Source organism: Yoonia sp. SDW83-1 (assembly GCF_046762885.1).
In the GTDB taxonomy this organism is placed as follows: Bacteria; Pseudomonadota; Alphaproteobacteria; order Rhodobacterales; family Rhodobacteraceae; genus Yoonia.
Window position 1 is genome coordinate 15,025 of the sequence record NZ_JBKQXO010000010.1, and the last position, 22,349, is coordinate 37,373.

The following is a 22,349-nucleotide window of genomic DNA, read 5'->3' on the forward strand; positions in this document are numbered from 1 at the left end:
ATGGGGCCATAAAAGGGGACGTGATCATGGCGCTTTGGGTTTTCGGATATGGGTCACTGCTATGGAACCCGGGCTTTACGCCTGTCCGCAAGGTCAAGGCGCGGTTGCACGACTATCACCGCAGTTTCTGCATGCTGTCGATCCACCATCGTGGTTCCGAAGAAGACCCGGGGCTCGTGCTCGCCCTTGATACCTTTCCCGATGGGCAATGCACCGGTGTCGCGTTTGAGGTGGCGGAAACGGAAGAGGACGCTGTGCTGACCATATTGCGGGAGCGCGAATTGATATCGTCCGCGTACTACGAAGACACGGTCGATCTGATCACGGATGATGGCGAAACCATTCCCGCGCTGGCCTACATCATCAACCGTGATCATGTGCAGTATTGTCAGTTTGATCTCGAAAAACAGGCACAGATCATCGCGCGGGCCGTGGGCGGGCGCGGCCCGAACACGGAGTACCTTTTCAATACGGCCGACCACCTGCAGGAACTGGGCATTCGCGATCAGGATATGGAATGGCTGGTCACCCGTGTGCGTGCCTTAACAGCAACATGACCCCCGCCGCGATTTCGTTTGGGTTTTTCGGGCGCTGCACCTATGGTCCAATCGGGGCGAAGCAGTAACAAAGATAAGGCGACCCGTGTCCGAAAAAAGGGAACCCAAGGCGCAGCCACAGTTTTCGCAGCCGATCCGACAGATCCTGTTCATGTTCGTCGTGATCGGGCTGATCGGGGCTGGCTTCTATCTGGGGCAGGCCCAGATCATTGCGATCTACAACTCCAACCCCTACCTCAACGGGGTCATTCTGGCCGTCTTTGTGCTTGGGGTATTGTCCTGTTTCAATCAGGTGTTCCTGCTGATCAAATCGGTACGCTGGATTGAACGGTTTGCACGAGATGCGGGCGGGCATTCCTACAGCACCGCACCATCCCTGCTGGCACCCTTGGCCACGCTGCTGCGGTCGCGTGGCGCGCGCACGCAGATTTCATCTTCGTCCAGCCGATCCATCCTCGATTCAGTAGCCCAGCGGATCGACGAAGACCGCGAGATCACGCGCTATATCGGCAACGTGTTGATTTTCCTGGGACTTCTGGGGACATTCTATGGCCTTGCCACCACTGTCCCAGCGCTGGTTGAAACCATCCGGTCGCTCAATCCCGGCGAAGGCGAAGACGGGGCCGATATATTTGCCCGTCTGCAATCTGGCTTGGAAAGTCAGTTGGGCGGGATGGGTACGGCCTTTTCCAGCTCTCTTTTAGGTCTCGCTGGATCGCTGGTCGTCGGCCTGCTGGAACTGTTCGCGGGCCACGGCCAGAACCGGTTCTATCGCGAGTTGGAAGAATGGATGTCCACCATCACCCGCGTCGGTCTTGAGGGCGATGAGAGCGGCAGCGGTGCTGACCATGGCGTCATGGCCGCCTTTGTCGATCAGTTGGGCGAGTTGATGGATACCATCCAGATGAGCATGGGCCAGATTGACGAGGATCGCGAGGAAAACGACAAACGCTTTGCCAGCCTCGCCGCGACGGTTGAGCAACTGACCCAGACATCGCGCAATGACGGGACGCATGAATTGCTGACACGTGTTGCTGACGGGCAGGAACGTCTGATTAAGAAGCTCGACGATAGCGGAATGGAGGGCATCGACGCGGAAAGCCGCATGCGTCTGCGGTCCATCGACGTGCAGCTTTTGCGCATTCTTGAAGAGATGTCGGCGGGCCGTCAGGAAAGCGTCGGGGATCTGCGCAAGGACCTGCTGACGCTGGCCAATGCGATCAAAGACAGGGGCTGATCCATGGCGCTGAGCCGCAGATCATCCAACCGTTTCCAGAACGCCATCTGGCCCGGTTTCGTGGACGCGATGACAGGGCTTTTGCTGGTGCTGATGTTCGTTTTGACGATCTTTATGGTGATCCAGTTTGTCCTGCGCGAAACGATCACCGGGCAGGAAAGTGAACTTGATTTGCTGAGCGGTGAGATCGCAGCGCTTACCGACACGCTGGGTGTCGAACGGGCGCGGAGTGCTGCGCTCAGCAGTGATCTGGATGCCGCCAATACGCAAGCTCAGGCGCAGGCGGGCCGCATTGCCGCGCTGATCGCAGAACGGGATCAACAGGACCGCGCGCTGGCCGAGGCCCAGACGCAGATCACCGGTTTCGAAGCGCAGGTTGCGGGATTACTGGCAGAGCGCGAAACGGCCAATGCCAATATTGCGGGGCTGGAGGAAGAACAGGCGCGCTTGCTGGCTGAACAGGCCGAGTTAATATCCGAGCAGGACGCGCTCAACCTCGCCCTCGCCCAGGCGCGGACCGAGATAAACGCCGAACAGGAAGCCGCCCGTCTGGCCGCAGCCCGACGTGAGGCGCTGGAGGCGTTAGTTGCTGATCTGGAAGCAGAAAACACCCAAAATGCCAAACGGATCACCGCGCTGGAGGCCGAAGGTCTCGCTGATGCCGCGGCGGCAGAGGCATTGCGCGAACGGCTCGCCAATGCCGATACCGAACTGACAGCAATGACCCTGAACCTTGAACAGCAACGGCGCGAGGCCGAACAGACGTTGACCTTGCTCGCTGCTGCGCGCGCCGCACGGGCACAGCTGGATCAGGAGCTCGCGGCGATCCTTGCCAGCCAGTCTGAACTGGGCCAGAACTTGTCAGAGGCCGAAGCCGCCCGTGCTGCCGCAGAGGCCGAGGCAGCGGCGCGCGGGACTGAGAATGATGCGTTGCTTTCGCGGCTATCAGATGCGCTTGCGGCCCTGTCACAGGCCGAGGGTGCCCAGAATGTCCGCAGCACCGAAGCCGAACGTCAGGCCGCCCTATTAGCGCAGGCAAATCAAGCACTTGCCGAGGAAGAGGCGCTATCAGCAGAGAGCCAAAGACAGGTCGCATTGCTCAACGAACAGGTGACCGCGCTGCGCACGCAGGTCGGCAATTTGCAGTCCCTTCTGAACCTTGCGGAGGAGTCGGATCGCGAGGCGCAGGTGCAGATCGAAACGTTGGGGGCGCAGTTGAACACGGCCCTTGCGCGAGTCGCGTCAGAGGAGCGTCAGCGCCGTGCGCTGGAAGAGGCGGAGCGGATCAGGCTGGAGGCCGAGGCCGCCCGACTGGCTGAAGAGGCGGAGCGGCTGGCGGCGGAGGCACAGGACCTCGCCCGATTCAAATCGGATTTCTTTGGCCAGCTGCGCGAGGTGCTGGAAGGTCAGGACCGGGTGCGGATCGAAGGGGATCGATTCATCTTTGCGTCCGAGGTGCTTTTCGAGCCGGGGCGTGCGACTTTGTCGGCGGATGGTCAGGCCGAAATTTCCAATATTGCCGGTATCTTACGGTCGATCGCCGATGACATTCCACCGAATATCGATTGGGTGATCCGGGTTGATGGGCATACCGACAACATCCCTGTGGGAAACACCAGCCGATATCGCGATAACTGGGAACTCAGCCAGGCGCGGGCGCTGTCGGTGGTCCGGTTTATGTCCGAAGATCTGGATATTCCGCCGGAACGGCTGGCGGCCAATGGCTTTGGCGAGTTCCAGCCGCTGAACCCGGATGACACGCCAGAGGCGCGCGCACAGAACCGCCGGATCGAGCTGAAACTGACCGAGCGGTAGCAACGTTCGGTGGGGGCGGTGGGGTGACGCAACACCCTCGCATGCCGATTTTTGCGAATCATCAGTTAATGCTGGGGTTTTAGCGATTTTGTCGTGTAAGCATCGCGTCGGCAAAACGTCGGACTTGCGTCGGACCCCAAGGGCCGGTTTGGGCTTATTAAGGCGGCGCGCGGTCCGATTATGAACGCGCCGTTAAGAATTGCCCCCGTCAAACGCCGTCCAACCTTCAACCATTTTTTGGCTCCTCTGCCGCAATCTGCGGCAAATTGAGAAGTAACATCATGAAGAAACTGATCTTGGGTCTAGTCACGACACTTGCCTGTACAAACCCGCTCGCCGCCGATGAATTCGAGGCGGCGATGCAGCAATTCTTAAACGAGCATATTGCCGGCTGGGTGTCTGACCCGGTTCGTGCCGCTGTCATGGGGTCTGGGGAGCAGCCGGTCTGAAGGAGCGATGGCCAGAAAAGTGCAGGCGAGGGCTCCGCATTTTCGTTGACCTAAAGCGCTTCGCAAAAAGTCTGACTCGCGGGTTTTCGGTAAACGCCTCGGCACGTTCCTACGTCGCAGTCGTTTGACCTCTGTCTTATGCCTGATTGCAAAAAAGAAATGCTTCAGAACCGGATCAGGTGCTTTGAACCGAGTTTCCTTTGCCAGGTTGCTGCCACGGCCTCATCCTTGGGGTATCCGTGCTGCCCAAGCGCGTGGGCGTTGGCCATGAATTGAATAGCACCTTCGAAATGAAGGTTGGCGGCCTCTTCGATCAATTTGAGGCCAGCGCGTTTGTCTTGGGTCACACCTATTCCCGACAGCAGATCAAGCCCGTGGCACCATTTGGCGTAAGCGTGGCCCGTATCTGCGGCTTTGCGATAGAGGGTGGCGGCCGGTTCGTATTCGCCTTTCTCGTAGTGGTCATGCGCGAGGTAGAACATGGCGTCTGGGATTTCGGCTGCAGCACCGGTTTGAAGTCTTTCAAGGTGGCGTTGATCGCACTCCTTGTCGCTCAAGTCGCGCCAGTCTTCTGCGGCGCCGGAAAGCCATATGGCCTCGGCGTTGTCTTGCCTGACCAAAGGTGCAAGCAGTTCCTTGATCCAGCTTCTTATTGCCTCGTTGAGCGTGTCGTTCGAGCAGTGGCATTGCGCATCAAGCAGCGTGCGGGCCTCGTTCAAGATGGATGAAACGTCTGTCGTCACTTGCGGGTCCTTTATGTGATCAATGCGGATTTTACCCACCCTATAATTCGCTTTCGACCTGGGCGAGATTGTTGCGGATTTCGGGGATGTCAGGGGCGATACGCCTAGCCTGCCTGAGCGCCTGTCTGGCCCCGCGCAGGTCACCCTGGGCGTAGCGTGCGTTACCAAGGCCGAATTGCCAGAGCCAGTTGTCGGGCCATTCTGCCGCGCCGGTTTCATAGAGTGTTTCTGCGGCTTTGAATTGCGTCACACGTTCCAGAGCGGCGGCGGCTTGCAGGACCTTGGTTTCGCTGACGCTGACCGGTAGGTCATCGGGCGGCAGGACAACCAGCCCCCAGAAATCGCCGCGCCGCCATGTGCGTTCGAACAGTGCGAAGGGCATGACCATCTGGTCGAGTTGACCGGAGTTCAGGTAAACCTCGTCCTTTTGCAGGTCGTAGCCGGTGACCACCCCGTAATGCCAGACCGGGGCGATCCCAAGCCCGAGGTTCTGGAAGACGATCACCGGATGACCTGCGTTAATCTCGGTCAGCAGGGCATCGAAATTGTTGATCTCGACCGCCAGTTGGCCTTTGCGCCGCGCACTGCCGATCATATCGGCAAGGTATGTGCCCCCCGCGCCGGGGCTGAAGGCGAGGGAGGCAATATCGTCTTGCGTCACATCGTGCCCCGACCATTGCATCACCATCGCGATGGAGGTGGGGCCGCAATAGAACGCCTCTTGCTGGATCAGCGGTACGCCTGTCACGGTCGCGCGCGTTGGCACATCGACCGTGAGCCGTTCGTCCGGATTGAAGGGTGCCGCACAGCCTGCCAGCCAGCTGAAGGCCAGCAGGCAGAAGAGCCTTAGCGCACGCAACGGGTGAAGTTGAAGATCCGTGTCAGACACAGGATGTCGGTCACCAGCAGGATGATGAAGATAGTGAAGAGCGTGCCGATGATGTCGGCGCCGGCGCTGTCATTTTCCATCTGGGTGACGATGGATGCGACCTCGGCGTCGGAGAGAGCGGCCAGTCGCGCCTCGGCCTCGGCGGGGTCAACACCGAGGGCCACGATCTGCGCCCTGACCTCTTCGCGCTGGAGTTCGCCCATCAGGAAGCTGCGGTCGCTGTGCTGGGCATATTTTGAGATCGCCGCATCGGTCCCGAGCATTTCGGCCTGCGCCATGGTCACGGCGGTGGTGGACAGCATCAGTTGCGCCGACAGAGCGATGGAGATGCCGGTTTTGGTAAGTTTGAAAAAGCCCATGGGTAAATTCCTTTGTCTTCGGTCCGCTGGCGCGGACCGGTTGCCCCTTGGTCAGACAGTTTCGGGGAATTTGCGGGAGGGTGCAACCGCTTGATTGCCGCCCGTTTTCCGATAGGCGGAAAGTGGATGGGCCGGACTAGCTCAGCCCGATGGCCATGCGTGTCAGAATGATCCGCAGGATTTCCAGCCCGATCAGCACGACCACCGGTGACAGGTCGATCCCGCCCAGATCGGGCATGAACCGCCGCACCCGGCTATAGATCGGTTCCAGCAGCCGTTGCAGGGTGTACCAGATTTGCCCGACGATTTCCTGCCGCACATTCAGCACCTCGAACCGGATCAGCCAGCTCATGATGAAATGCGCGATGACCACGAACCAGGCGATGCTGATCAGGTAAAGCAGGATAACGATAAGTGTGCCGATCATGCGGGCCGTCCTTTTGCGATGCTCGCAAGGACCTAAGCGTTTCGCCCTTGTCAGACAAGACCTGTCGTGACCCAAGGTTAAGGTTGACGTTTGCGTCAACTTTACACATCTGACGGCAGAGTTGAGCAAAAGGCCCCGCGATGTATCCCCTTGTCAGATTGGCGAAAGAATATGTGACAGCGCGCAGCGCCGCACCGCTGCCGGCGTTGGGTACGCATGTGTCCTATCATCGCTGCTGGCCGCAGGACCTTGATCTGTTCATGGAGATGAACAACGGGCGCATCCTGACGATGCTTGATCTGGGCCGCACGACACTGGCCTACCGCGCCGGTTTGTTGGGGGCTTTGCGCCAGAAACGCTGGGGTTTGACGATGGCGGGTGTGTCCGTGCGGTACCGCAAGCGTATCCGCCCGTTCGTGAAATTTCGCACGGTCAGCAAGGCGGTTGGCTGGGATCATCGGTTCATGTATCTGGATCAGTCGATCTGGATTGGCGACGAATGTGCGGTGCAGGCGCTGTATCGGTCTGCGGTGACCGACAAGAATGGGCTGATCCCACCGGAACGCGTGTTCGAGGTCATGGGCTTTGACGAGCCGCAACCGCAACTGCCCGATTGGGTGCAGGCGTGGATTGATGCTGATGCAACCCGGCCATGGCCGCCGGTTGATAACGGCCTGACGTAAACCTGTGCTTGCCACTGCCCCGATTAACGGTGTTTGATCGTCGGAAAGAAAATCAGGGGCAGGTGACATGGCGGCGAGTAAGAAACGTATCTGGGGCTGGATGGCCTTTGATTGGGCGTCGCAACCGTTTTACACGCTGGGTCTGACCTTTATTTTCGGCCCTTATTTCGCGGCGGTCGCGGCGGAATATTTTCTGAATAGCGGGATGGAGGATGGAGCCGCCAAGGCGCAGGCCCAATCCATCTGGTCGGCAGGTCAGACGGTGGCGGGTCTGTTCATCGCCTTTACCGCCCCGTTTCTGGGGGCTTTTGCTGACAATTCTGGCCGCAAGGTTCCCTGGATCGCCTTTTTCTCGGTCATCTATGTTGTGGCTGCCTGCATGTTATGGGGGCTGACGCCGGACGGTGCCCGCCTGTTTTTGATCCTGATCCTGTTTTATGTCGGCTTTTTTGCCGCCGAAAGCGCGCTGAATTTCGTCAATGCGATACTGCCATCACTGGGCGACGAACATGAGGTCGGGCGCATTTCAGGTTCGGGTGCTGCCTTTGGCTATTGGGGCGGGGTGACGGCGCTGTTCATCATGTTGCTGTTGCTGGCTGAAAATGATGAAGGCGTCACGATGCTGGGAATTGCGCCGCTTTTCGGGCTGGACCCGGAACTGCGTGAAGGCACCCGATCTGTGGGGCCGTTTATCGGTATCTGGTATGCGATTTTCATCATACCGTTTTTCCTGTGGGTGCGGGACGATCCAAATGCGCCAACGAAATCAACGAAAATCGGGGCTGTCGCAGGCGATTTGATGAGCACGCTGAAGTCGGTCTTGCATCGCAAAAGCCTGTTGAACTTTCTTGTTGGCTCAATGTTTTACCGTGATGCGCTGAATGCGCTTTATGCGTTTGGCGGGGTCTATGCGGCACTTGTTCTGGATTGGCAGACCATTCAGATCGGCGTTTTCGGGATTATTGCCGCCATTGCCGCCGCAATCACGACGTGGCTGTCGGGGCTGGCCGACCAGCGCTATGGGCCGAAACCGGTGATCCGGATCACGGTCTGGGTGCTGATTGTGGTGTCGGCGATTATCGTGGGCATGTCGCGCGAGCAGATCTTTGGCATCCCGCTGGCCGAAGGATCGCAGGTTCCTGATATCATCTTTTATATCTGCGGGATGTGCATCGGCGGGGCCGGTGGTGCGGTCTATACCGCATCCCGGTCGATGATGGTGCGTCATACTCACCCCGACCGCCCGGCAGAGGCGTTTGGTCTGTTCGCGCTGTCAGGCAAAGCGACCGCGTTTCTGGCGCCGGCGTCGATCAGCCTGTTCACTTACATGACCGGCAATGTGCAATTGGGTTTTTTGCCTGTGATCATCCTTTTCTTGTTGGGTCTTTTGTTGTTACGATGGGTCAATAAGGACGGAGATCGTGCAGAATGGTCCGCATCGTAGCAGTTGTATTTGTCATCCTCGGGTTGGTCGCGTGTCGGGATAATGCCGCACCGCCGCCTGCGCCCACGCCAGAGTTGAGTTTTGCCACGCAGAACGTGAATGACACACGTATTGCCAAAACGCTGTTTGGGGCGATGCCGCGGGGATCGAACCAGTCGCCGCAATCGATTGGCGGCTATGCCCGTGGCTGTCAGGCCGGGGCAGTTCAACTGCCTGAAACCGGCCCCACATGGCAGGCGATGCGCCTGTCCCGCAATCGCAACTGGGCGCAGCCAGAGACCGTTGATTTCGTACAGGATCTGAGCCGCTTTGCCGCGACCCAACCGGGCTGGGAGGGGCTGTATGTTGGCGATATGAGCCAGCCGCGCGGTGGCCCGATGTTGACCGGTCATCGCAGCCATCAGACCGGTCTGGACGCCGATATCTGGATGCTGCCGCCGCAGCGGCTGAACCTGTCGGCGACCGAGCGTGAGAATATTTCGTCTATTTCGATGCGTCGAAATAATGGTGCCTATACCAACAGCAGCTGGACCCCGCAGCATGAGGCGATTTTGAAGGCTGCCGCCTCTGACCCGCGTGTCGCCCGGATTTTCGTGTTTCCGGGGGCCAAGGTGGCGATGTGCAATTCGGCAACCGGTGATCGCAGTTGGCTGAACAAGATCCGCCCCTGGTGGGGCCATCATTATCATTTTCATGTGCGTCTGAACTGCCCTGCCGGGGCGACGGGCTGTGCCGATCAGGCCCCGCCTCCTGCGGGCGATGGTTGTGCGGATGCCCAGCAATGGGTGAATAATATCCTGAACCCGCCACCGCCGGACCCCAATGCGCCCCCGCCAGCCCCACGGCGCGAGTTGACGATGGCGAGCCTGCCTGGGCAATGCCTTGCCGTTTTGAACGCAGAGTAACGATTTCCTGACTAAGAACTGCACGTATGTCGTGTAGAACGGGGTGGCTCACCCTGGTTTTGACAAAGGCGATTTGCGTGCTGCGTTTCTTTTTTCTGTTTGTCCTGCTGGGGACCGTGCCCGCCTGCGCCCAGACCGCGTTGATCGGGACCTATGAATGGACCCGCGATGATCCGCAATTTGGCGGGTTTTCGGCCATTGAGGTGACCGATGACGGGTTGGGTTTTGTCGCGATCAGCGATCGTGGCGCGTTGGTTATCGGGGATATTGCCCGCGCCGACGGTGTGATTACGGGTGTGTCCGCAGGTCAGGTGCAGCCGCTTCTGGATGTGGATGACTTGCCGCTTGCTGGCGAAAAGACAGATAGTGAAGGGTTGGCGATTGGCCCTGATACGCCGCTTTATGTATCGTTTGAGGGGAAATATGACGGTGTGCGCGTGTTCGAGCCGTCTGGCGCCGCGATCACCGACCTGATCACCGATGCCCGGTTTGGTGTGCTGCAAGCCAATTCGTCGCTGGAGGCACTGGCGTTGGGCCCTGATGGCGCGCTTTATGCCCTGCCGGAACGGTCGGGGCGCGCGGAGCGTCCGTTTCCGGTTTACCGTTTGTTGGATGGTAAATGGGATCAGCCCTTTGATATTCCGCGGCGTGGTGCGTTCCTGGTTTCCGGGGCCGATATCGGCCCGGATGGCCGGCTCTATGTGCTGGAGCGTGATTTTGTCGGGATCGGTTTTCGCAGCCGTGTGCGCCGGTTTGATCTGGGCGGCGGGAACGAGGAAGTGCTGTTGCAGACGGGGATCGGCACCCATGACAATCTGGAGGGGATCAGTGTCTGGGCGGATGATGAAGGGCTGCGGATGACGCTGATTTCTGACGATAACTTCCGCCGTTTTCAACGGACCGAGATCGTGGAATATCGCATCAGCGATTGACAGGCAGGGGCCGGCGGCGCTATTGCGCGCCGTCCCCGGATGATCCGCGGGGCCAAGTGCCGCACCCTTGCCAAAACGGAAACCAAAGACATGACACGTATCCTTCCCGGCGTTCTCGCCATGGCCACCATTGTTGTGGCGTCCAACATCCTTGTGCAGTTCCTGATCCTTGACGGGTTGCTGACATGGGGCGCGTTCACCTATCCGCTGGCGTTTTTGGTGACCGATGTGATGAACCGGGTGTATGGATCTGCCGCCGCGCGCAAGGTGGTTTTCGCGGGGCTGGTTGTCGGGATTATCTGCAGCCTGATCGGATCGCAGATCATGTTGCAGGGTGACGGGTTTGAATATCCGGCGGTCGCATTGCGTATCGCCATCGCGTCGGCCACGGCGTTTCTGGTTGCGCAACTGCTTGATATCGCTGTGTTCAACCGCCTGCGCCAGGGGTCCTGGTGGAAGGCCCCGCTCGGGAGCACTTTGATCAGTTCGACAGTTGATACGCTGATTTTCTTTTCGATTGCCTTTGCGGCTGTTTTCAACGGTTTCAGTGCTGCCGCGGCTGACGAAGTGGTCTGGGCGCAGGATGCTGTGCCGTTTTTGATGACCGGTCCGATGGCGCCGTTGTGGGTCTCGCTTGCCGTTGCCGACTGGGGTGTGAAGCTGGCTGTCGCGCTGATTGCGCTGGTGCCGTTTCGCATCATTGTTGGGCGGATGCAGCGGACGGTCACTTAAACGCGACCACTGGTATATTTTTACTTGAAATATACCAAATCTGTGCGAACTTGCGTTCAGGCGAAACATTTTGAAAGGAGGTGATCCAGTGCATCATGAGGTATTGGAGAAGTGTGTCGGGACAACTTGGGGGGTACGCAGCTAGGGCAGCCCTTGGCTGAAGTAGACCCAAGGTGGGCAACCTAACCGACCCGCCTCCGTAATTCAGGAAAGGGCCATCCCATCGCCGGGGTGGCCCTTTTTCTATGGGATTTTGACGGTCGGCGTTGGGTCGGATATGCGTCGGCAAAACGTCGGACCCCAACGCATGGTACATCCATTGAAAATCAACGATCAGATCGAGATTGCCGATTGGGAGCTGACGGAGAGCTTTGCCCGGTCGTCGGGTCCCGGCGGGCAGAATGTGAACAAGGTGTCGACAGCGGTTGAACTGCGGTTCGAGGCGGAGCGGTCGCCGAACCTGCCTGATCCGGTTAAGCGCCGCTTGCGCCGGCTGGCGGGTCGCCGCTGGACGCAGGATGGGGCGATTGTTATTTTTGTCCAGGAGACCCGCAGTCAGGCCCGCAATCGCGAGATTGCCAGGGATAGATTGACGGAGCTGATCCGAAAGGCCTGTGAAAAGCCCAAGCGCCGCGTGCCGACGAAACCGACCTATGGTTCGGTCAAGCGGCGGTTGAAGGCAAAGAAGGTCCGTGGCGAAGTAAAGGCATTGCGCGGGCGGGTGGACGAGTGAGAGCACGGCGCGACGTCCGACCAATTGTCGAGCCTGTGATGACGTTCAGAATCCCGAACTAAAACGCAACCAAGCCCATCAGCATAAATGAAGCGTGTTGATCAGTGTCAATGCAGCCTTGTGCTGAGGCCCTAGATTGACGGTGGAATCGCGCTGCTGAGAGGTCGTTATGTCGCAAACACCGGAAGATGTTGTTGCTCGGTTGGGGCTGGATCGCAAAGGCGGCCTGATACCGACATGGGTCAAGTATCTGATTGGCATTGTCGTGATTGCCGGCGGTGTCTTTTACTGGACGTCAGCGGCGGGCCCGGAAAATGATGTGTCTTATGTGACGGCCCCCGCCGCCACGGGCGACCTGCGGGTTACGGTGACGGCGACCGGCACGGTTGAGCCGACCAATCTGGTTGATATCTCAAGCGAGTTGTCGGGCATTCTGGCCAGCGTCAATGTCGATTTCAACGACACGGTCACCAAGGGTACCGTGCTTGCAGAACTGGATACCACCAAGCTGGATGCCTTGCTGGCCGTCAGCAAGGCGTCGTTGGACAGTGCCATTGCCCGTGTTGCGATGGCCGAGGCGACGCTGGACGAAGCCCGGGCAAAATATGAGAACGCCTTGCGGTTGGAAGAGCGCGGTTTCACGCCCCAGCAGGAGTTCATCTCGCACCGTGCCGCTTACGTGCGGGCCCAGTCTGCGTTGCAATCAGCGCTGGCAGATCGGGCGTTGGCCGAGGCTGATCTGGATCTGCATCATGCGGAACTGGAGAAGGCCTGCATCTGTTCGCCCATTGATGGGGTCGTGTTGGATCGGGCCGTTGATGAAGGCCAGATCGTGGCCGCCGCGCTGTCCGCTCCGGTGTTGTTTACAGTGGCTGAGGACCTGTCCCAGATGGAGTTGCAGGTTGATATTGACGAGGCGGATATCGGGCGCACGGCGGTGGGGAACAGCGCGACGTTTACCGTTGATGCCTATGATGAAAGGGTTTTCCCGGCAGAGATTTCCGAAATCCGCTTTGCCCCGCGCACGGTTGATGGGGTGGTCACCTATAAGGCCATTCTGAGCGTGGACAATTCCGACCTGTCATTGCGTCCGGGTATGACCGCCACGGCGGATATCACCGTTGCTGAAATAAAGGACGCTTTGGTCGTGCCGAATGCTGCCCTGCGCTATGCCCCGCCGGCTGCGCCGACGGAGGAAGAAGACCGGAGCGGTCTGTTGGGCATGTTGATCCCGGATGGCGATGACGGTCGCAACCTTGGCGATGACAAAACCCTGTGGGTGATGCGGGGTGATGTGCCGCAGGAAATCGGCGTGCGGTCGGGCCAGAGCGACGGTCGCATGACCGAGATACTTGAAGCGGATCTTGCCCCCGGTGATTTGGTGATCGTGGACCGGATCGATGGCTGATCCCGCAAGCACAGATCTGCCGCTGATCCGGCTGCGCGATATCAGCCGCGTCTATGGCATGGGCGAGGCGGAGGTGCGGGCCCTTGATGGTATCAACCTTGATATCGAAAAGGGTGAGTTCGTGGCCATTATGGGCCCCAGCGGGTCCGGCAAATCGACGGCGATGAATGTGCTTGGATGCCTCGATGTGCCGACAAGCGGGCAGTATCACTTCAACGGGGTTGAGGTTGCCCATCTGACGCAGGATCAGCGTGCCTTGCTGCGCCGTCATTATCTGGGCTTCATCTTTCAGGGCTATAATCTGCTGCCACGCACCAGTGCCTTGCAGAATGTGGAACTGCCGCTGATCTACAAGGGGCTGGGCCGGGCGGAGCGTCATGCGGCGGCGACCGAAGCGCTGGCCAAGGTCGGTTTGGCCCATCGCGCCAGCCATGATCCTTCGGAATTGTCCGGGGGGCAGCAGCAGCGGGTGGCCATTGCCCGCGCCCTGGCGGGTAATCCGCAGGTGATCCTGGCGGATGAGCCGACCGGCAATCTGGATACAAAGCTGTCGGCAGAGATCATGGAGGTTTTGCAGAAGCTGAATGAAGAAGACGGGCTGACCATTATCATGGTCACGCATGAGGCCGATATGGCCGAATTTGCCCATCGTTTGATCTGGATGGTGGATGGCCGGATCGAACGTGACGGCCGAACATCGAGGGCCGCCTGAAATGTTGTGGGAAACTGTCAAACTTGCCGTGCAGGCCATTTTTCGCAACGCTTTGCGGTCGTTTCTAACAGTTTTGGGCATCGTTATTGGTGTCGGGGCGGTCATTGCCATGGTCACGGTTGGTCAAGGGTCCACCGAACAGGTCACGGCGGATGTCGAGAAACTGGGCACCAACATGCTGATGGTGATGCCGGGTCAGGACGCGATGGAGGGCGGGCCGGTTGGGACGGCGGTGCAGCTGTTTTCGATCCGCATGAATGACCTTTTGGAAGAAGAGTTGGGTGTCATAGAGGTATCGGCCCCGCTGAGCATGGGTCGCGCGCGCGTCGTCTTTGGCAACGAAAACCGCCGCACCGATATGGTCGGCACCGATAATCGGTACTTTAGCGCAGCCCAGTGGGAGGTGGATCGCGGCCGTCTGTTTGATGTCACCGAGCTTCAATCCGGAAAGCCGGTCTGTGTGATCGGTGAAACCGTGCGCAAGGATCTATTTGGAACATCTGACCCGATTGGCGAAGAGATCCGGATACAGACGCTGTCTTGCGAGGTGATCGGGCTGCTGAAATCCAAGGGTGCGTCCACCTTTGGCAGCGATCAGGACGATTTTGTCATCATGCCGATCCGTACATTTCAACGGCGGATCGCCGGAAACACGGATGTGTCCCTGTTTATCGTGTCGGTCCGCGATGGTGTCGATACCGAACGCGCCAAGACTGAGATTGAAGCGGTCATGCGCGACCTTCGCAGGATCGGGCGCGGTGAAGAAGACGATTTCACGGTCATGGATATGAAACAACTGGCGACGATGTTGTCGGGGATCACGGGGATCCTGACCGGGCTTTTGTCGGCTGTGGCTGCCGTCAGCCTGCTGGTTGGTGGTATCGGGATCATGAATATCATGCTGGTCTCGGTGACGGAACGCACCCGCGAAATTGGCATCCGACTGGCTATTGGTGCGCAGGCCTGGCAGGTGCTGCTGCAGTTTCTGGTCGAGGCGATCATTCTGTCGCTTTTTGGCGGCTTGATCGGGATCGTTGTGGGGCTGGGTATGGGGCTGCTGGGGGCGAATATGCTATCGATCCCGTTCCGGCCTGATCCGCAGATTGTGCTGCTGGCCTTTGCCTTTTCCGCCGCTGTTGGCGTGGTTTTCGGGTTCTTTCCGGCCCGCCGTGCGGCCCGGTTGAACCCGATTGACGCCTTGCGGCGCGAGTGATGACGGGTTGATTTAGATCAGTTGTCGTCCTGTGGAAATGCCGCAGGCTGTCGGAGATATCCCAGAAAAGGACGACACCATGGCCTCATCCACACCTCTTGTTTTGAATTTCACCGAAGTCCGGCGTGGCGATGTCGAGACCGTTGGCGGCAAGAACGCGTCGCTGGGTGAGATGATTAGTGAATTGGGCGAGAAGGGTATCCTTGTCCCGCCCGGATTTGCCACCACGGCGGATGCGTTTCGCGCCTATCTGACGGCGAATGGTCTGGATGCCAAGATTGGCGCGGCACTTGAGGCGTTGGCGAGTGGCAAGAAGACGTTGCATCAGACAGGGCTGGCCGTGCGCGAGCTGATCCTGAGCGGTGATTTTCCGGAGGATACGGCCAAGGCGATTTCAGAGCATTACAGGATGTTGTGCGATCTGGCGGGCGAAAAGGATGTGCCGGTCGCCGTCCGATCCAGTGCGACGGCCGAGGATCTGCCCGATGCCAGCTTTGCCGGTCAGCAGGAGACGTTTTTGAATGTGATTGGTGAGGCCGCGCTGATGGAGGCGTGCCGCAAATGCTATGCCTCGCTATTCACGGATCGCGCCATTTCCTACCGCCAGATGCAGGGGTTTTCCCACAGTCAGGTGGCCCTGTCGGTGGGTGTGCAGCAGATGGTGCGCGCCGATACGGGCGGGTCGGGTGTGATGTTTTCGATTGATACGGAGTCGGGGTTTCCCGATGCGGTCCTGATCAATGCCGCCTGGGGGCTGGGCGAGAATGTGGTGCAGGGCGCGGTTGATCCTGATGAATACGAGGTGTTCAAGCCGTTTCTGGAGAACGAGGCCCTGACCCCCATCCTCGAGAAACGGCTGGGGGCGAAGGAAATCAAGATGATCCATGATCGCGACGGCACGCCGCGCAATGTGCCGACCTCCAAGGCGGAGCGGGCGCGGTTTGTGCTAAGCGATGCGGAGATCCTGTCGCTGGCCCGGCAGGCCAAGATCATCGAGGCGCATTATGGTCAGCCGATGGATATGGAATGGGCGCGGGATGGCAAGACCGGTACGCTTTACATCGTGCAGGCGCGGCCTGAGACGGTGCAGTCGCGGGCCGATGTGGGGTCGCTGAAATCCTATGCGGTTGAGGATCCGGGTGAGGTGATCCTGACGGGACTGAGCGTGGGGAGTGCCGCTGTCGCCGGCCGGGTCTGTCTGATCGAGAAGGCGACGGATATTGACCGGTTTGTTGATGGATCGGTTCTGGTGACGTCGATCACGGACCCAGATTGGGTGCCGATCATGAAGCGCGCTGCTGCGATTGTGACGGACCATGGCGGACGCACATCGCATGCGGCGATTGTCAGCCGTGAATTGGGTTTGCCGGCGATCGTTGGTTGCGGGAACGCGACCCATATTCTGCATGACGGGCAGGATGTGACCGTGTCCTGTGCGGGCGGCGAGGATGGCGTGGTGACCGAGGGGATCTCGACGATCAAGGTGGTCGAGGAGTCGCTGGATCGGTTGCCGGAGGTGAAGACGAAGGTGATGTTGAACCTGGCTAATCCCACGGCTGCGCTGCGCTGGTGGCGGTTGCCGGTGGATGGGGTGGGGCTGGCCCGGATGGAGTTTGTGGTGAATTCTGCCGTGCAGGTGCATCCCATGGCGCTGGCACATTTTGAGCAGGTCACGGACGCGGCGGCGCGCGAGGCGATTGAGGTCCTGACCACAGGTTATGACACCAAATCAGAATATTTTGTGGACCAGTTGTCGCGTGGATTGTCGCGGATCGCGGCGTTCTGCTATCCCAAGCCGGTCATCGTGCGGATGAGCGATTTCAAGACCAATGAATACGCTGAACTGCTGGGCGGGCGCGATTTCGAACCGCATGAAGAAAACCCGATGATCGGGTTCCGGGGCGCGTCGCGCTATTATTCGCCGCGTTATCGCGATGGCTTTGCGTTGGAATGTCAGGCGATTGCGCGACTGCGTAACCAGATGGGCTTTGACAATGTGATCATGATGATCCCGTTTTGCCGGACCCCGGAAGAGGCGGATCAGGTGCTTGCGGTGATGGCTGAAAACGGGCTGGAGCGCGGCAAAGACGGGCTGCAGGTCTATGTGATGTGCGAGATTCCGGCGAATGTCGTTCGGGCCGCCGAATTTGCCGAGCGCTTTGACGGGTTTTCCATCGGGTCGAATGATCTGACCCAGTTGACAATGGGCATTGACCGCGATTCCGACGAATTGGCGGGGTTGTTCCGCGAAGATGATCCGTCGGTTTTGTGGATGATCGAGAATGTCATCGAGGCCGCGCACAAGGCCGGATCGAAGGTGGGTTTCTGTGGTCAGGCGCCCAGCAATGATCCGACCTATGCCAAGCGGCTGGTCGGGTTCGGGATCGACAGTATCTCGGTCACGCCGGACAGTTTTGTCAGCGTGTTGCGCAATGTGGCTGCCGCCGAAACCAGCTAGACATCGGTCACAGTGCAAAGCGGCAGCAACGCGGTGACGCTTTGCAGGTCGCAAAGTGCCGTGCCTTCGGTGCCGACTGTTGCGCTGGCGGCGGCGACGCCCCATTGCAGCGCCTGATCAAGCGGTTCGTCACGGGCCAGCGCCAATGTCATGGCCCCGACAAAGGCATCGCCCGCCCCGATGGCGCTGCGCACCGGCACATGGGCCGCCTTGCAAAACAGCCGTTGGCTAGCTGACACCAGCATGGACCCTTCGGCGCCGCGACCGCTGATCACGATCTCGGCGACGCCGCGTGCGATCAGCCCCGCGGCGAATGAAATCGTGTCGGCCACGGTGATCAGGGGGTGCCCTGCGGCTTCGTTCGCTTCCTTCTGATCGACGCGCAGCAGGTGGACCGGCTGTGTCGGTGCCGCGATCAGTTGGGCCAGACCCGGACCTGCGGTGTCGATGATCAGTTTGCTGCCGATTGGCGTCAGGGACGCGATGACCTGTTGCAGGAAATCTGGTGGCAGACCCGGCGCGACGCTGCCGCTGATGACGGTCAGCCCGTCTGGCGGGGCCGCTGCGTGGATCATGCTGAGCAGATGTGTGGCATCGGTGCTGGTCAGTTCCTCCCCCGGTAATCCGAACCGATATTGCGCGCCGCTGGTTTCGTCGGTGACAGCAAAGCTTTGCCGTGTTTCGCCACTGACGGGGACAGGGATGAAGGGGATATTTTCAGCGGACAGAAGGTTGCACAATTGCGCGCCTGTTGCCCCACCGATGGCAACCAGTGCGGTGACATGGCCGCCAAGTTTGCCGATTGTGCGTGCCACGTTGACGCCGCCGCCGCCCGGGTCAATCCGGGGTGAATTGCATCGCAGTTTTGGTCCTGCGATGACCTGATCGACAGATGTCGCCAGATCAAGGGCGGGGTTGAGCGTGATTGTCAGGATGTCGCGCATGGGCTGGCCTTTTTATTGACCGGTCCAGCATATACCCTTTCCGCGCGGCGCGCGTTTGATGTCAATCAAGGTGCATCAATCCTTTTTCCGGACCATTGCCAGCCGCATCACCGCTGCCAGAACTGCCTGCCCAAGGATCGGTGACCGCCCTGTTCCGATGAATGCATCGCTGTCGCGGCTGTCGTTTTCGCGCAATGTGCAGCGCCAGTGTCCGTCCTTGTCATTGGCACGCCCCCGGATATGGACCGCCCAGTTGGGAAAGGCATCATCGGCGATATGCATGGCGGCGTCTGTGGTGTTCAGCCGGTCCGCCGGGTTCTTGGCCGGGTCGACCGTGTCGGGCAGCAGGAATGCCAGCGCATGGATGATCCCGTCGAAATCGGCGACGGTCAGGTCGGTTTGCCGTTCCAGTTCGGCGATCAGGATGTCGATCTCTGGGTCTTTCATGCGATGTCCCGCCTTTTGCGTTGTTTCGGAATGTCGTGCCGATGATGCCCAAGTGCGCGGCAAATGTATTGACCTGCATCAATGTCGGGTTGCCGCCGTTTGGGTAGGTGTCATGCAACAACGCAGGGATGCGATAACGATATGGCACAGGGAAAAACGGCGGATCAGGATCAGGTTGCCCTGATATGTGAGCGCTATCAGAGCGATCCGCACCGGATGCTGGATATCCTGCGCGATGTGCAGGATCGGTTCCGCTGGATTTCGCGTGAGACGATGGCGACCGTGGCCGCGAAGACCGGGCTGACGCAGGTTGCTGTCGAAGGGGTTGCCAGTTTTTATGCGTTTTTGTCGCTGACGCCGAGGGGGCGTGTCACGATCCGTTTGTGTGATGATATCGTGGATCGCTTTGCCGGTTTGCCTGCGGTGGTTGAGGCGTTTGAGAACGCGCTGGGCATCGCCGTTGGCCAGACATCGGCGGATGGTGCGTTTTCGCTGGAATATACCCCCTGCATCGGCCTTTGTGATCAGGCCCCGGCGGCGATGATCAATGATGTGGTGCTGACGGGTCTGACACCTGAGAAGGTTCGCGAGATGGTGGCTGCCTTGAAGGGTGGCAAGCGGCCAGAAGACCTGATTTCGCATCGGTTTGATGCATTGTCGCCGTATGAGCGCGCTAAGCGGATGGTGAAGAATAACGTCAGACATGCGGGTGCGGTGCTGCTTGGGCCGGTGCCGGAGGATGCCGGGTTGATGAAGGCGCTGGCGCAGACGCCTGCCGCGATCATTGATCAGATCGCGGCGAGTGGCTTGCGGGGGTGCGGGGGTGCCGGTTTCACGACGGGTATGAAATGGCGGTTTGCGGCGCAGGCTGAGGCCGACCGCAAGTTCATCATTTGTAACGCTGATGAGGGTGAGCCGGGGACGTTCAAGGACCGTGTGCTGCTGACCGAGCGCCCGCATTTGCTGATCGAAGGGATGACGATTGCCGCGCGGGCGGTTGGGGCGCGTGAAGGTATTTTGTATCTGCGTGGCGAGTATGTGTATTTGCGCCCGCTGATCGAGGAGGTTCTGGCGGAGCGACGTGCGCGTGGTCTGTTGGGCACGGCCATTATGGGGGTTGAGGGGTTTGATTTTGACATCCGCCTGCAGATGGGCGCGGGTGCCTATATCTGTGGCGAAGAGGGTGCGCTGATCAGTTCTTGCGAGGGGTTGCCGGGTGAGCCCAAGACGCGGCCGCCGTTTCCGGTGACCTGCGGGTATCTGGGATTTCCGACCGTCGTGAACAATGTCGAGACCTTTTGCCATGCGGCGCGTATTCTGGATTGCGGTGCGCAGTGGTTTTTCGACATGGGGACGGAGGGCAGCCACGGCACCAAGCTTTTCAGTGTCTCCGGCGACTGCATCAATCCCGGGATTTACGAACTGCCCTATGGCCTGTCGGTGCGCGCGTTGCTGGAGATGGCGGGGGGTGAGGATGCGGCCGCGGTGCTGGTTGGCGGCCCGAGCGGGACGATGATTGCCCGTGATACGTTTGATCGGAAGCTGACCTTTGACGATCTGGCGACCGGTGGGGCGATCGTGGTGTTTTCGCCTGAGCGGAACATTCTGGAGATCGTCGAATACTATATGTCGTTCTTCGTGCATGAAAGCTGCGGCTATTGCACGCCGTGCCGGGTGGGCAATGTGTTTCTGCAAAAGGCGGTGGCGAAGTTTCGTCAGGGCCTCGCCAACCCTGCTGACATTGCTTACCTCAAGGACCTGTCGGCGACCATTATCGAGACCAGTCGCTGTGGGCTGGGCATGACGTCGCCCAATCCGATCCTGTCGACCCTAGAAAACTTTCCGCTGGTTTATTCGGCCATGGTCAAGCCGCCCAAGGACCGTATCCGCGCGACCTTTGACATTCAGTCCGCCATCAGTGACGCGCGTGTTCTCGCGAAGCGCCGCTCTTCGATCTATGACAAGGATTTCACCAAATGAGTGGGTTTAGCTTTCAGATTGATGGTGTTGAGGTGACCGCCAAGCCCGGCCAGACAATCATGGAGGCGGCGGATGAGGCCGGTATCTATATCCCGCGTCTCTGCGATCATGAGGGGCTGCGCCATCAGGGCGGTTGCCGGGTCTGCACGGTCAAGGCGGGCGGGCGCAGCGTGGCGGCCTGCACCCAGCCCGCCGCGCCTGATCTGGTGGTCGAGAACGAGACGCCCCACATCAACAAGCTACGCCGCGATCTGGTGGGGATGCTGTTTAATGAGGGCAACCATCTGTGCCCAATTTGCGAGGCAAGCGGGAATTGCGAGTTGCAGGCCATGGCGTATCGGCTGGGGATGACGGAGCCGACCAAGTTCCCCTATCTGGAGCCCTGCCGCCCGGTCGATGCCTCGCACCCTGATATCGCGCTGGATAACAACCGCTGTATTTCCTGCGGGCGTTGTGTGCGGGCGTCGCAGGATGTCGATGGCAAAGGCATCTTTGGCTATGTCGGTCGTGGTATTCACCGCCATATCGCAGCGAATGGTCCGGATTTGCGGCATACGGATGCAGAGGTGACGGATTTTGCCATATCCGCCGAGGTGTGCCCGGTGGGTTGCATCATCCGCAAACGCGAAGGCTTTGCCCGACCCATCGGTGAACGGGATTATGACGACCACCTGATCGGCTATGACATCGAGAAGAAGCGCGATGAGTGATCTGCCCAAAGCCCGTATCGCCACCGCATCGCTTGCGGGCTGTTTCGGCTGCCATATGGCCTTGCTGGACATTGATGAGCGGCTGATCGAACTGATGAAACTGGTGGAGTTTGACCGTTCGCCCCTGACGGATATCAAACGGTTTACCCGCCGCTGCGATATCGGGATCATCGAGGGGGGCTGCTGCAACGAGGAAAATGTGCATGTGTTGCAGGATTTCCGGCGCAATTGTGATATCCTTGTCGGCATCGGGCAATGTGCGATCATGGGTGGGCTGCCCGCGATGCGCAATGCGATCATGCATTCGGACGAACCCCTGCGCGAATGTCTGGAAGAGGCGTATATCAAGGGCCCGTTCACCCAGAACAAGACCCAGATCATCCCGAACGATCCGGCCCTGCCGCTGCTGCTGGACAAGGTTTACCCGTGTTCCGAAGTGGTCGAGATCGACTACCAGATCCCCGGCTGCGCACCGACGGGTGACGTGATTTTCGAGGCACTGGCTGGGTTGCTGAGTGGCCGGTTTCAGGGGTTCGAACGCGCACATATCCGCTTTGACTAGGGGGCCAATG

General features: G+C 59.4%; 23 protein-coding genes. 17 read left to right on the forward strand and 6 right to left on the reverse strand.

Going from position 1 to position 22,349, the window contains the following annotated elements:
- Nucleotides 1-26: 26 nt before the first annotated feature.
- The 4 genes from ACFWW4_RS13760 to ACFWW4_RS13775 all read left to right on the forward strand — a co-directional run bounded on the left by ACFWW4_RS13760 (nucleotide 27) and on the right by ACFWW4_RS13775 (nucleotide 4,058).
- Nucleotides 27-557 carry a gamma-glutamylcyclotransferase gene (locus tag ACFWW4_RS13760; RefSeq protein ID WP_411891390.1) on the forward strand — a complete coding sequence of 177 codons (531 nt, stop codon included), beginning with the start codon at nucleotides 27-29 and terminating at the stop codon, nucleotides 555-557.
- A gap of 151 nt (nucleotides 558-708) precedes the next feature.
- Nucleotides 709-1,794, forward strand: a complete 1,086-nt coding sequence (locus tag ACFWW4_RS13765; RefSeq protein WP_393933158.1) for a biopolymer transporter ExbB — start codon at nucleotides 709-711, stop codon at nucleotides 1,792-1,794.
- A gap of 3 nt (nucleotides 1,795-1,797) precedes the next feature.
- Nucleotides 1,798-3,609: a peptidoglycan -binding protein gene (locus ACFWW4_RS13770; RefSeq protein ID WP_411891391.1), complete on the forward strand. Its 1,812-nt coding sequence runs from the start codon at nucleotides 1,798-1,800 to the stop codon at nucleotides 3,607-3,609.
- 281 nt (nucleotides 3,610-3,890) lie between these two features.
- Nucleotides 3,891-4,058 carry a hypothetical protein gene (locus ACFWW4_RS13775; protein ID WP_411891392.1) on the forward strand — a complete coding sequence of 56 codons (168 nt, stop codon included), beginning with the start codon at nucleotides 3,891-3,893 and terminating at the stop codon, nucleotides 4,056-4,058.
- Nucleotides 4,059-4,222: 164 nt separating this feature from the next.
- Here the strand turns inward: ACFWW4_RS13775 and ACFWW4_RS13780 are convergent, their stop codons facing one another.
- The 4 genes from ACFWW4_RS13780 to ACFWW4_RS13795 form a co-directional block, all read right to left on the reverse strand.
- Nucleotides 4,223-4,801, reverse strand: coding sequence for a tetratricopeptide repeat protein (locus ACFWW4_RS13780; RefSeq protein ID WP_411891393.1), 579 nt, complete (start codon nucleotides 4,799-4,801; stop codon nucleotides 4,223-4,225).
- 40 nt (nucleotides 4,802-4,841) lie between these two features.
- Entirely contained in the window at nucleotides 4,842-5,690 is an 849-nt protein-coding gene (locus tag ACFWW4_RS13785) for a PA2778 family cysteine peptidase (RefSeq protein ID WP_411891394.1), read from the reverse strand.
- Nucleotides 5,648-6,049, reverse strand: coding sequence for a PA2779 family protein (locus ACFWW4_RS13790; RefSeq protein WP_411891395.1), 402 nt, complete (start codon nucleotides 6,047-6,049; stop codon nucleotides 5,648-5,650). Before ACFWW4_RS13790 ends, ACFWW4_RS13785 begins: the two co-directional genes overlap by 43 nt.
- 136 nt (nucleotides 6,050-6,185) lie before the next feature.
- On the reverse strand, nucleotides 6,186-6,476 hold the full coding sequence (locus tag ACFWW4_RS13795) for a YggT family protein (RefSeq protein WP_393933008.1): 291 nt from the start codon (nucleotides 6,474-6,476) through the stop codon (nucleotides 6,186-6,188).
- A gap of 140 nt (nucleotides 6,477-6,616) precedes the next feature.
- On the opposite strand from ACFWW4_RS13795, the gene ACFWW4_RS13800 reads away from it, so the two are divergent.
- The 10 genes from ACFWW4_RS13800 to ppsA all read left to right on the forward strand — a co-directional run bounded on the left by ACFWW4_RS13800 (nucleotide 6,617) and on the right by ppsA (nucleotide 17,696).
- On the forward strand, nucleotides 6,617-7,159 hold the full coding sequence (locus tag ACFWW4_RS13800) for an acyl-CoA thioesterase (protein ID WP_411891396.1): 543 nt from the start codon (nucleotides 6,617-6,619) through the stop codon (nucleotides 7,157-7,159).
- 67 nt (nucleotides 7,160-7,226) lie between these two features.
- Nucleotides 7,227-8,603: an MFS transporter gene (locus tag ACFWW4_RS13805; RefSeq protein WP_411891397.1), complete on the forward strand. Its 1,377-nt coding sequence runs from the start codon at nucleotides 7,227-7,229 to the stop codon at nucleotides 8,601-8,603.
- Nucleotides 8,588-9,508: a penicillin-insensitive murein endopeptidase gene (mepA, locus tag ACFWW4_RS13810; RefSeq protein WP_411891398.1), complete on the forward strand. Its 921-nt coding sequence runs from the start codon at nucleotides 8,588-8,590 to the stop codon at nucleotides 9,506-9,508. Before ACFWW4_RS13805 ends, mepA begins: the two co-directional genes overlap by 16 nt.
- 77 nt (nucleotides 9,509-9,585) lie before the next feature.
- Nucleotides 9,586-10,440 (forward strand): esterase-like activity of phytase family protein, encoded by an 855-nt coding sequence (locus ACFWW4_RS13815; RefSeq protein ID WP_411891399.1) that lies wholly within the window; start codon nucleotides 9,586-9,588, stop codon nucleotides 10,438-10,440.
- Nucleotides 10,441-10,530: 90 nt separating this feature from the next.
- The gene (locus ACFWW4_RS13820; RefSeq protein ID WP_411891400.1) at nucleotides 10,531-11,172 is read left to right on the forward strand and encodes a queuosine precursor transporter; all 642 of its coding nucleotides are present in this window, start codon (nucleotides 10,531-10,533) and stop codon (nucleotides 11,170-11,172) included.
- A 307-nt stretch (nucleotides 11,173-11,479) separates the two neighbouring features.
- A complete protein-coding gene (gene arfB / locus ACFWW4_RS13825; protein WP_411891401.1) occupies nucleotides 11,480-11,905 on the forward strand; it encodes an alternative ribosome rescue aminoacyl-tRNA hydrolase ArfB in 426 nt (141 codons plus the stop codon).
- Between the two features lie 169 nt (nucleotides 11,906-12,074).
- Nucleotides 12,075-13,313, forward strand: a complete 1,239-nt coding sequence (locus tag ACFWW4_RS13830; protein ID WP_411891402.1) for an efflux RND transporter periplasmic adaptor subunit — start codon at nucleotides 12,075-12,077, stop codon at nucleotides 13,311-13,313.
- On the forward strand, nucleotides 13,306-14,025 hold the full coding sequence (locus ACFWW4_RS13835) for an ABC transporter ATP-binding protein (protein WP_393933024.1): 720 nt from the start codon (nucleotides 13,306-13,308) through the stop codon (nucleotides 14,023-14,025). The genes ACFWW4_RS13830 and ACFWW4_RS13835 overlap by 8 nt, the downstream gene beginning before the upstream one ends.
- A 1-nt stretch (nucleotide 14,026) precedes the next feature.
- Nucleotides 14,027-15,238, forward strand: a complete 1,212-nt coding sequence (locus ACFWW4_RS13840) for an ABC transporter permease (protein ID WP_411891403.1) — start codon at nucleotides 14,027-14,029, stop codon at nucleotides 15,236-15,238.
- Between the two features lie 79 nt (nucleotides 15,239-15,317).
- Nucleotides 15,318-17,696 (forward strand): phosphoenolpyruvate synthase, encoded by a 2,379-nt coding sequence (ppsA, locus tag ACFWW4_RS13845; protein ID WP_411891404.1) that lies wholly within the window; start codon nucleotides 15,318-15,320, stop codon nucleotides 17,694-17,696.
- Here the strand turns inward: ppsA and ACFWW4_RS13850 are convergent.
- Nucleotides 17,693-18,640, reverse strand: coding sequence for a 1-phosphofructokinase family hexose kinase (locus ACFWW4_RS13850; RefSeq protein ID WP_411891405.1), 948 nt, complete (start codon nucleotides 18,638-18,640; stop codon nucleotides 17,693-17,695). The two genes, ppsA and ACFWW4_RS13850, sit on opposite strands and share 4 nt — an antisense overlap.
- Nucleotides 18,641-18,715: 75 nt before the next feature.
- Nucleotides 18,716-19,087: a hypothetical protein gene (locus tag ACFWW4_RS13855; RefSeq protein WP_411891406.1), complete on the reverse strand. Its 372-nt coding sequence runs from the start codon at nucleotides 19,085-19,087 to the stop codon at nucleotides 18,716-18,718.
- A gap of 141 nt (nucleotides 19,088-19,228) precedes the next feature.
- Here ACFWW4_RS13855 and ACFWW4_RS13860 point away from each other — a divergent pair, with 141 nt between their 5' ends.
- The 3 genes from ACFWW4_RS13860 to ACFWW4_RS13870 are packed head-to-tail and all read left to right on the forward strand — an operon-like array spanning nucleotide 19,229 to nucleotide 22,339.
- A complete protein-coding gene (locus ACFWW4_RS13860; RefSeq protein ID WP_411891407.1) occupies nucleotides 19,229-21,067 on the forward strand; it encodes an NAD(P)H-dependent oxidoreductase subunit E in 1,839 nt (612 codons plus the stop codon).
- Nucleotides 21,064-21,777, forward strand: a complete 714-nt coding sequence (locus ACFWW4_RS13865; RefSeq protein ID WP_393933036.1) for a 2Fe-2S iron-sulfur cluster-binding protein — start codon at nucleotides 21,064-21,066, stop codon at nucleotides 21,775-21,777. The genes ACFWW4_RS13860 and ACFWW4_RS13865 overlap by 4 nt, the downstream gene beginning before the upstream one ends.
- Nucleotides 21,770-22,339, forward strand: a complete 570-nt coding sequence (locus ACFWW4_RS13870; RefSeq protein ID WP_411891408.1) for an NADP oxidoreductase — start codon at nucleotides 21,770-21,772, stop codon at nucleotides 22,337-22,339. The genes ACFWW4_RS13865 and ACFWW4_RS13870 overlap by 8 nt, the downstream gene beginning before the upstream one ends.
- Nucleotides 22,340-22,349 lie beyond the last annotated feature (10 nt).

Excerpts from the sequence above, each read along its gene's own strand:
- ACFWW4_RS13760 (WP_411891390.1), top strand. The coding sequence starts at position 27 with ATGGCGCTTTGGGTTTTCGGATATGGGTCACTGCTATGGAACCCGGGC.
- ACFWW4_RS13765 (WP_393933158.1), top strand. The coding sequence starts at position 709 with ATGTTCGTCGTGATCGGGCTGATCGGGGCTGGCTTCTATCTGGGGCAG.
- ACFWW4_RS13770 (WP_411891391.1), top strand. The coding sequence starts at position 1,798 with ATGGCGCTGAGCCGCAGATCATCCAACCGTTTCCAGAACGCCATCTGG.
- ACFWW4_RS13775 (WP_411891392.1), top strand. The coding sequence starts at position 3,891 with ATGAAGAAACTGATCTTGGGTCTAGTCACGACACTTGCCTGTACAAAC.
- ACFWW4_RS13790 (WP_411891395.1), bottom strand. The coding sequence starts at position 6,049 with ATGGGCTTTTTCAAACTTACCAAAACCGGCATCTCCATCGCTCTGTCG.
- ACFWW4_RS13795 (WP_393933008.1), bottom strand. The coding sequence starts at position 6,476 with ATGATCGGCACACTTATCGTTATCCTGCTTTACCTGATCAGCATCGCC.
- ACFWW4_RS13800 (WP_411891396.1), top strand. The coding sequence starts at position 6,617 with ATGTATCCCCTTGTCAGATTGGCGAAAGAATATGTGACAGCGCGCAGC.
- ACFWW4_RS13805 (WP_411891397.1), top strand. The coding sequence starts at position 7,227 with ATGGCGGCGAGTAAGAAACGTATCTGGGGCTGGATGGCCTTTGATTGG.
- mepA (WP_411891398.1), top strand. The coding sequence starts at position 8,588 with ATGGTCCGCATCGTAGCAGTTGTATTTGTCATCCTCGGGTTGGTCGCG.
- ACFWW4_RS13820 (WP_411891400.1), top strand. The coding sequence starts at position 10,531 with ATGACACGTATCCTTCCCGGCGTTCTCGCCATGGCCACCATTGTTGTG.
- arfB (WP_411891401.1), top strand. The coding sequence starts at position 11,480 with ATGGTACATCCATTGAAAATCAACGATCAGATCGAGATTGCCGATTGG.
- ACFWW4_RS13830 (WP_411891402.1), top strand. The coding sequence starts at position 12,075 with ATGTCGCAAACACCGGAAGATGTTGTTGCTCGGTTGGGGCTGGATCGC.
- ACFWW4_RS13835 (WP_393933024.1), top strand. The coding sequence starts at position 13,306 with ATGGCTGATCCCGCAAGCACAGATCTGCCGCTGATCCGGCTGCGCGAT.
- ACFWW4_RS13840 (WP_411891403.1), top strand. The coding sequence starts at position 14,027 with ATGTTGTGGGAAACTGTCAAACTTGCCGTGCAGGCCATTTTTCGCAAC.
- ppsA (WP_411891404.1), top strand. The coding sequence starts at position 15,318 with ATGGCCTCATCCACACCTCTTGTTTTGAATTTCACCGAAGTCCGGCGT.
- ACFWW4_RS13850 (WP_411891405.1), bottom strand. The coding sequence starts at position 18,640 with ATGCGCGACATCCTGACAATCACGCTCAACCCCGCCCTTGATCTGGCG.
- ACFWW4_RS13855 (WP_411891406.1), bottom strand. The coding sequence starts at position 19,087 with ATGAAAGACCCAGAGATCGACATCCTGATCGCCGAACTGGAACGGCAA.
- ACFWW4_RS13860 (WP_411891407.1), top strand. The coding sequence starts at position 19,229 with ATGGCACAGGGAAAAACGGCGGATCAGGATCAGGTTGCCCTGATATGT.
- ACFWW4_RS13865 (WP_393933036.1), top strand. The coding sequence starts at position 21,064 with ATGAGTGGGTTTAGCTTTCAGATTGATGGTGTTGAGGTGACCGCCAAG.
- ACFWW4_RS13870 (WP_411891408.1), top strand. The coding sequence starts at position 21,770 with ATGAGTGATCTGCCCAAAGCCCGTATCGCCACCGCATCGCTTGCGGGC.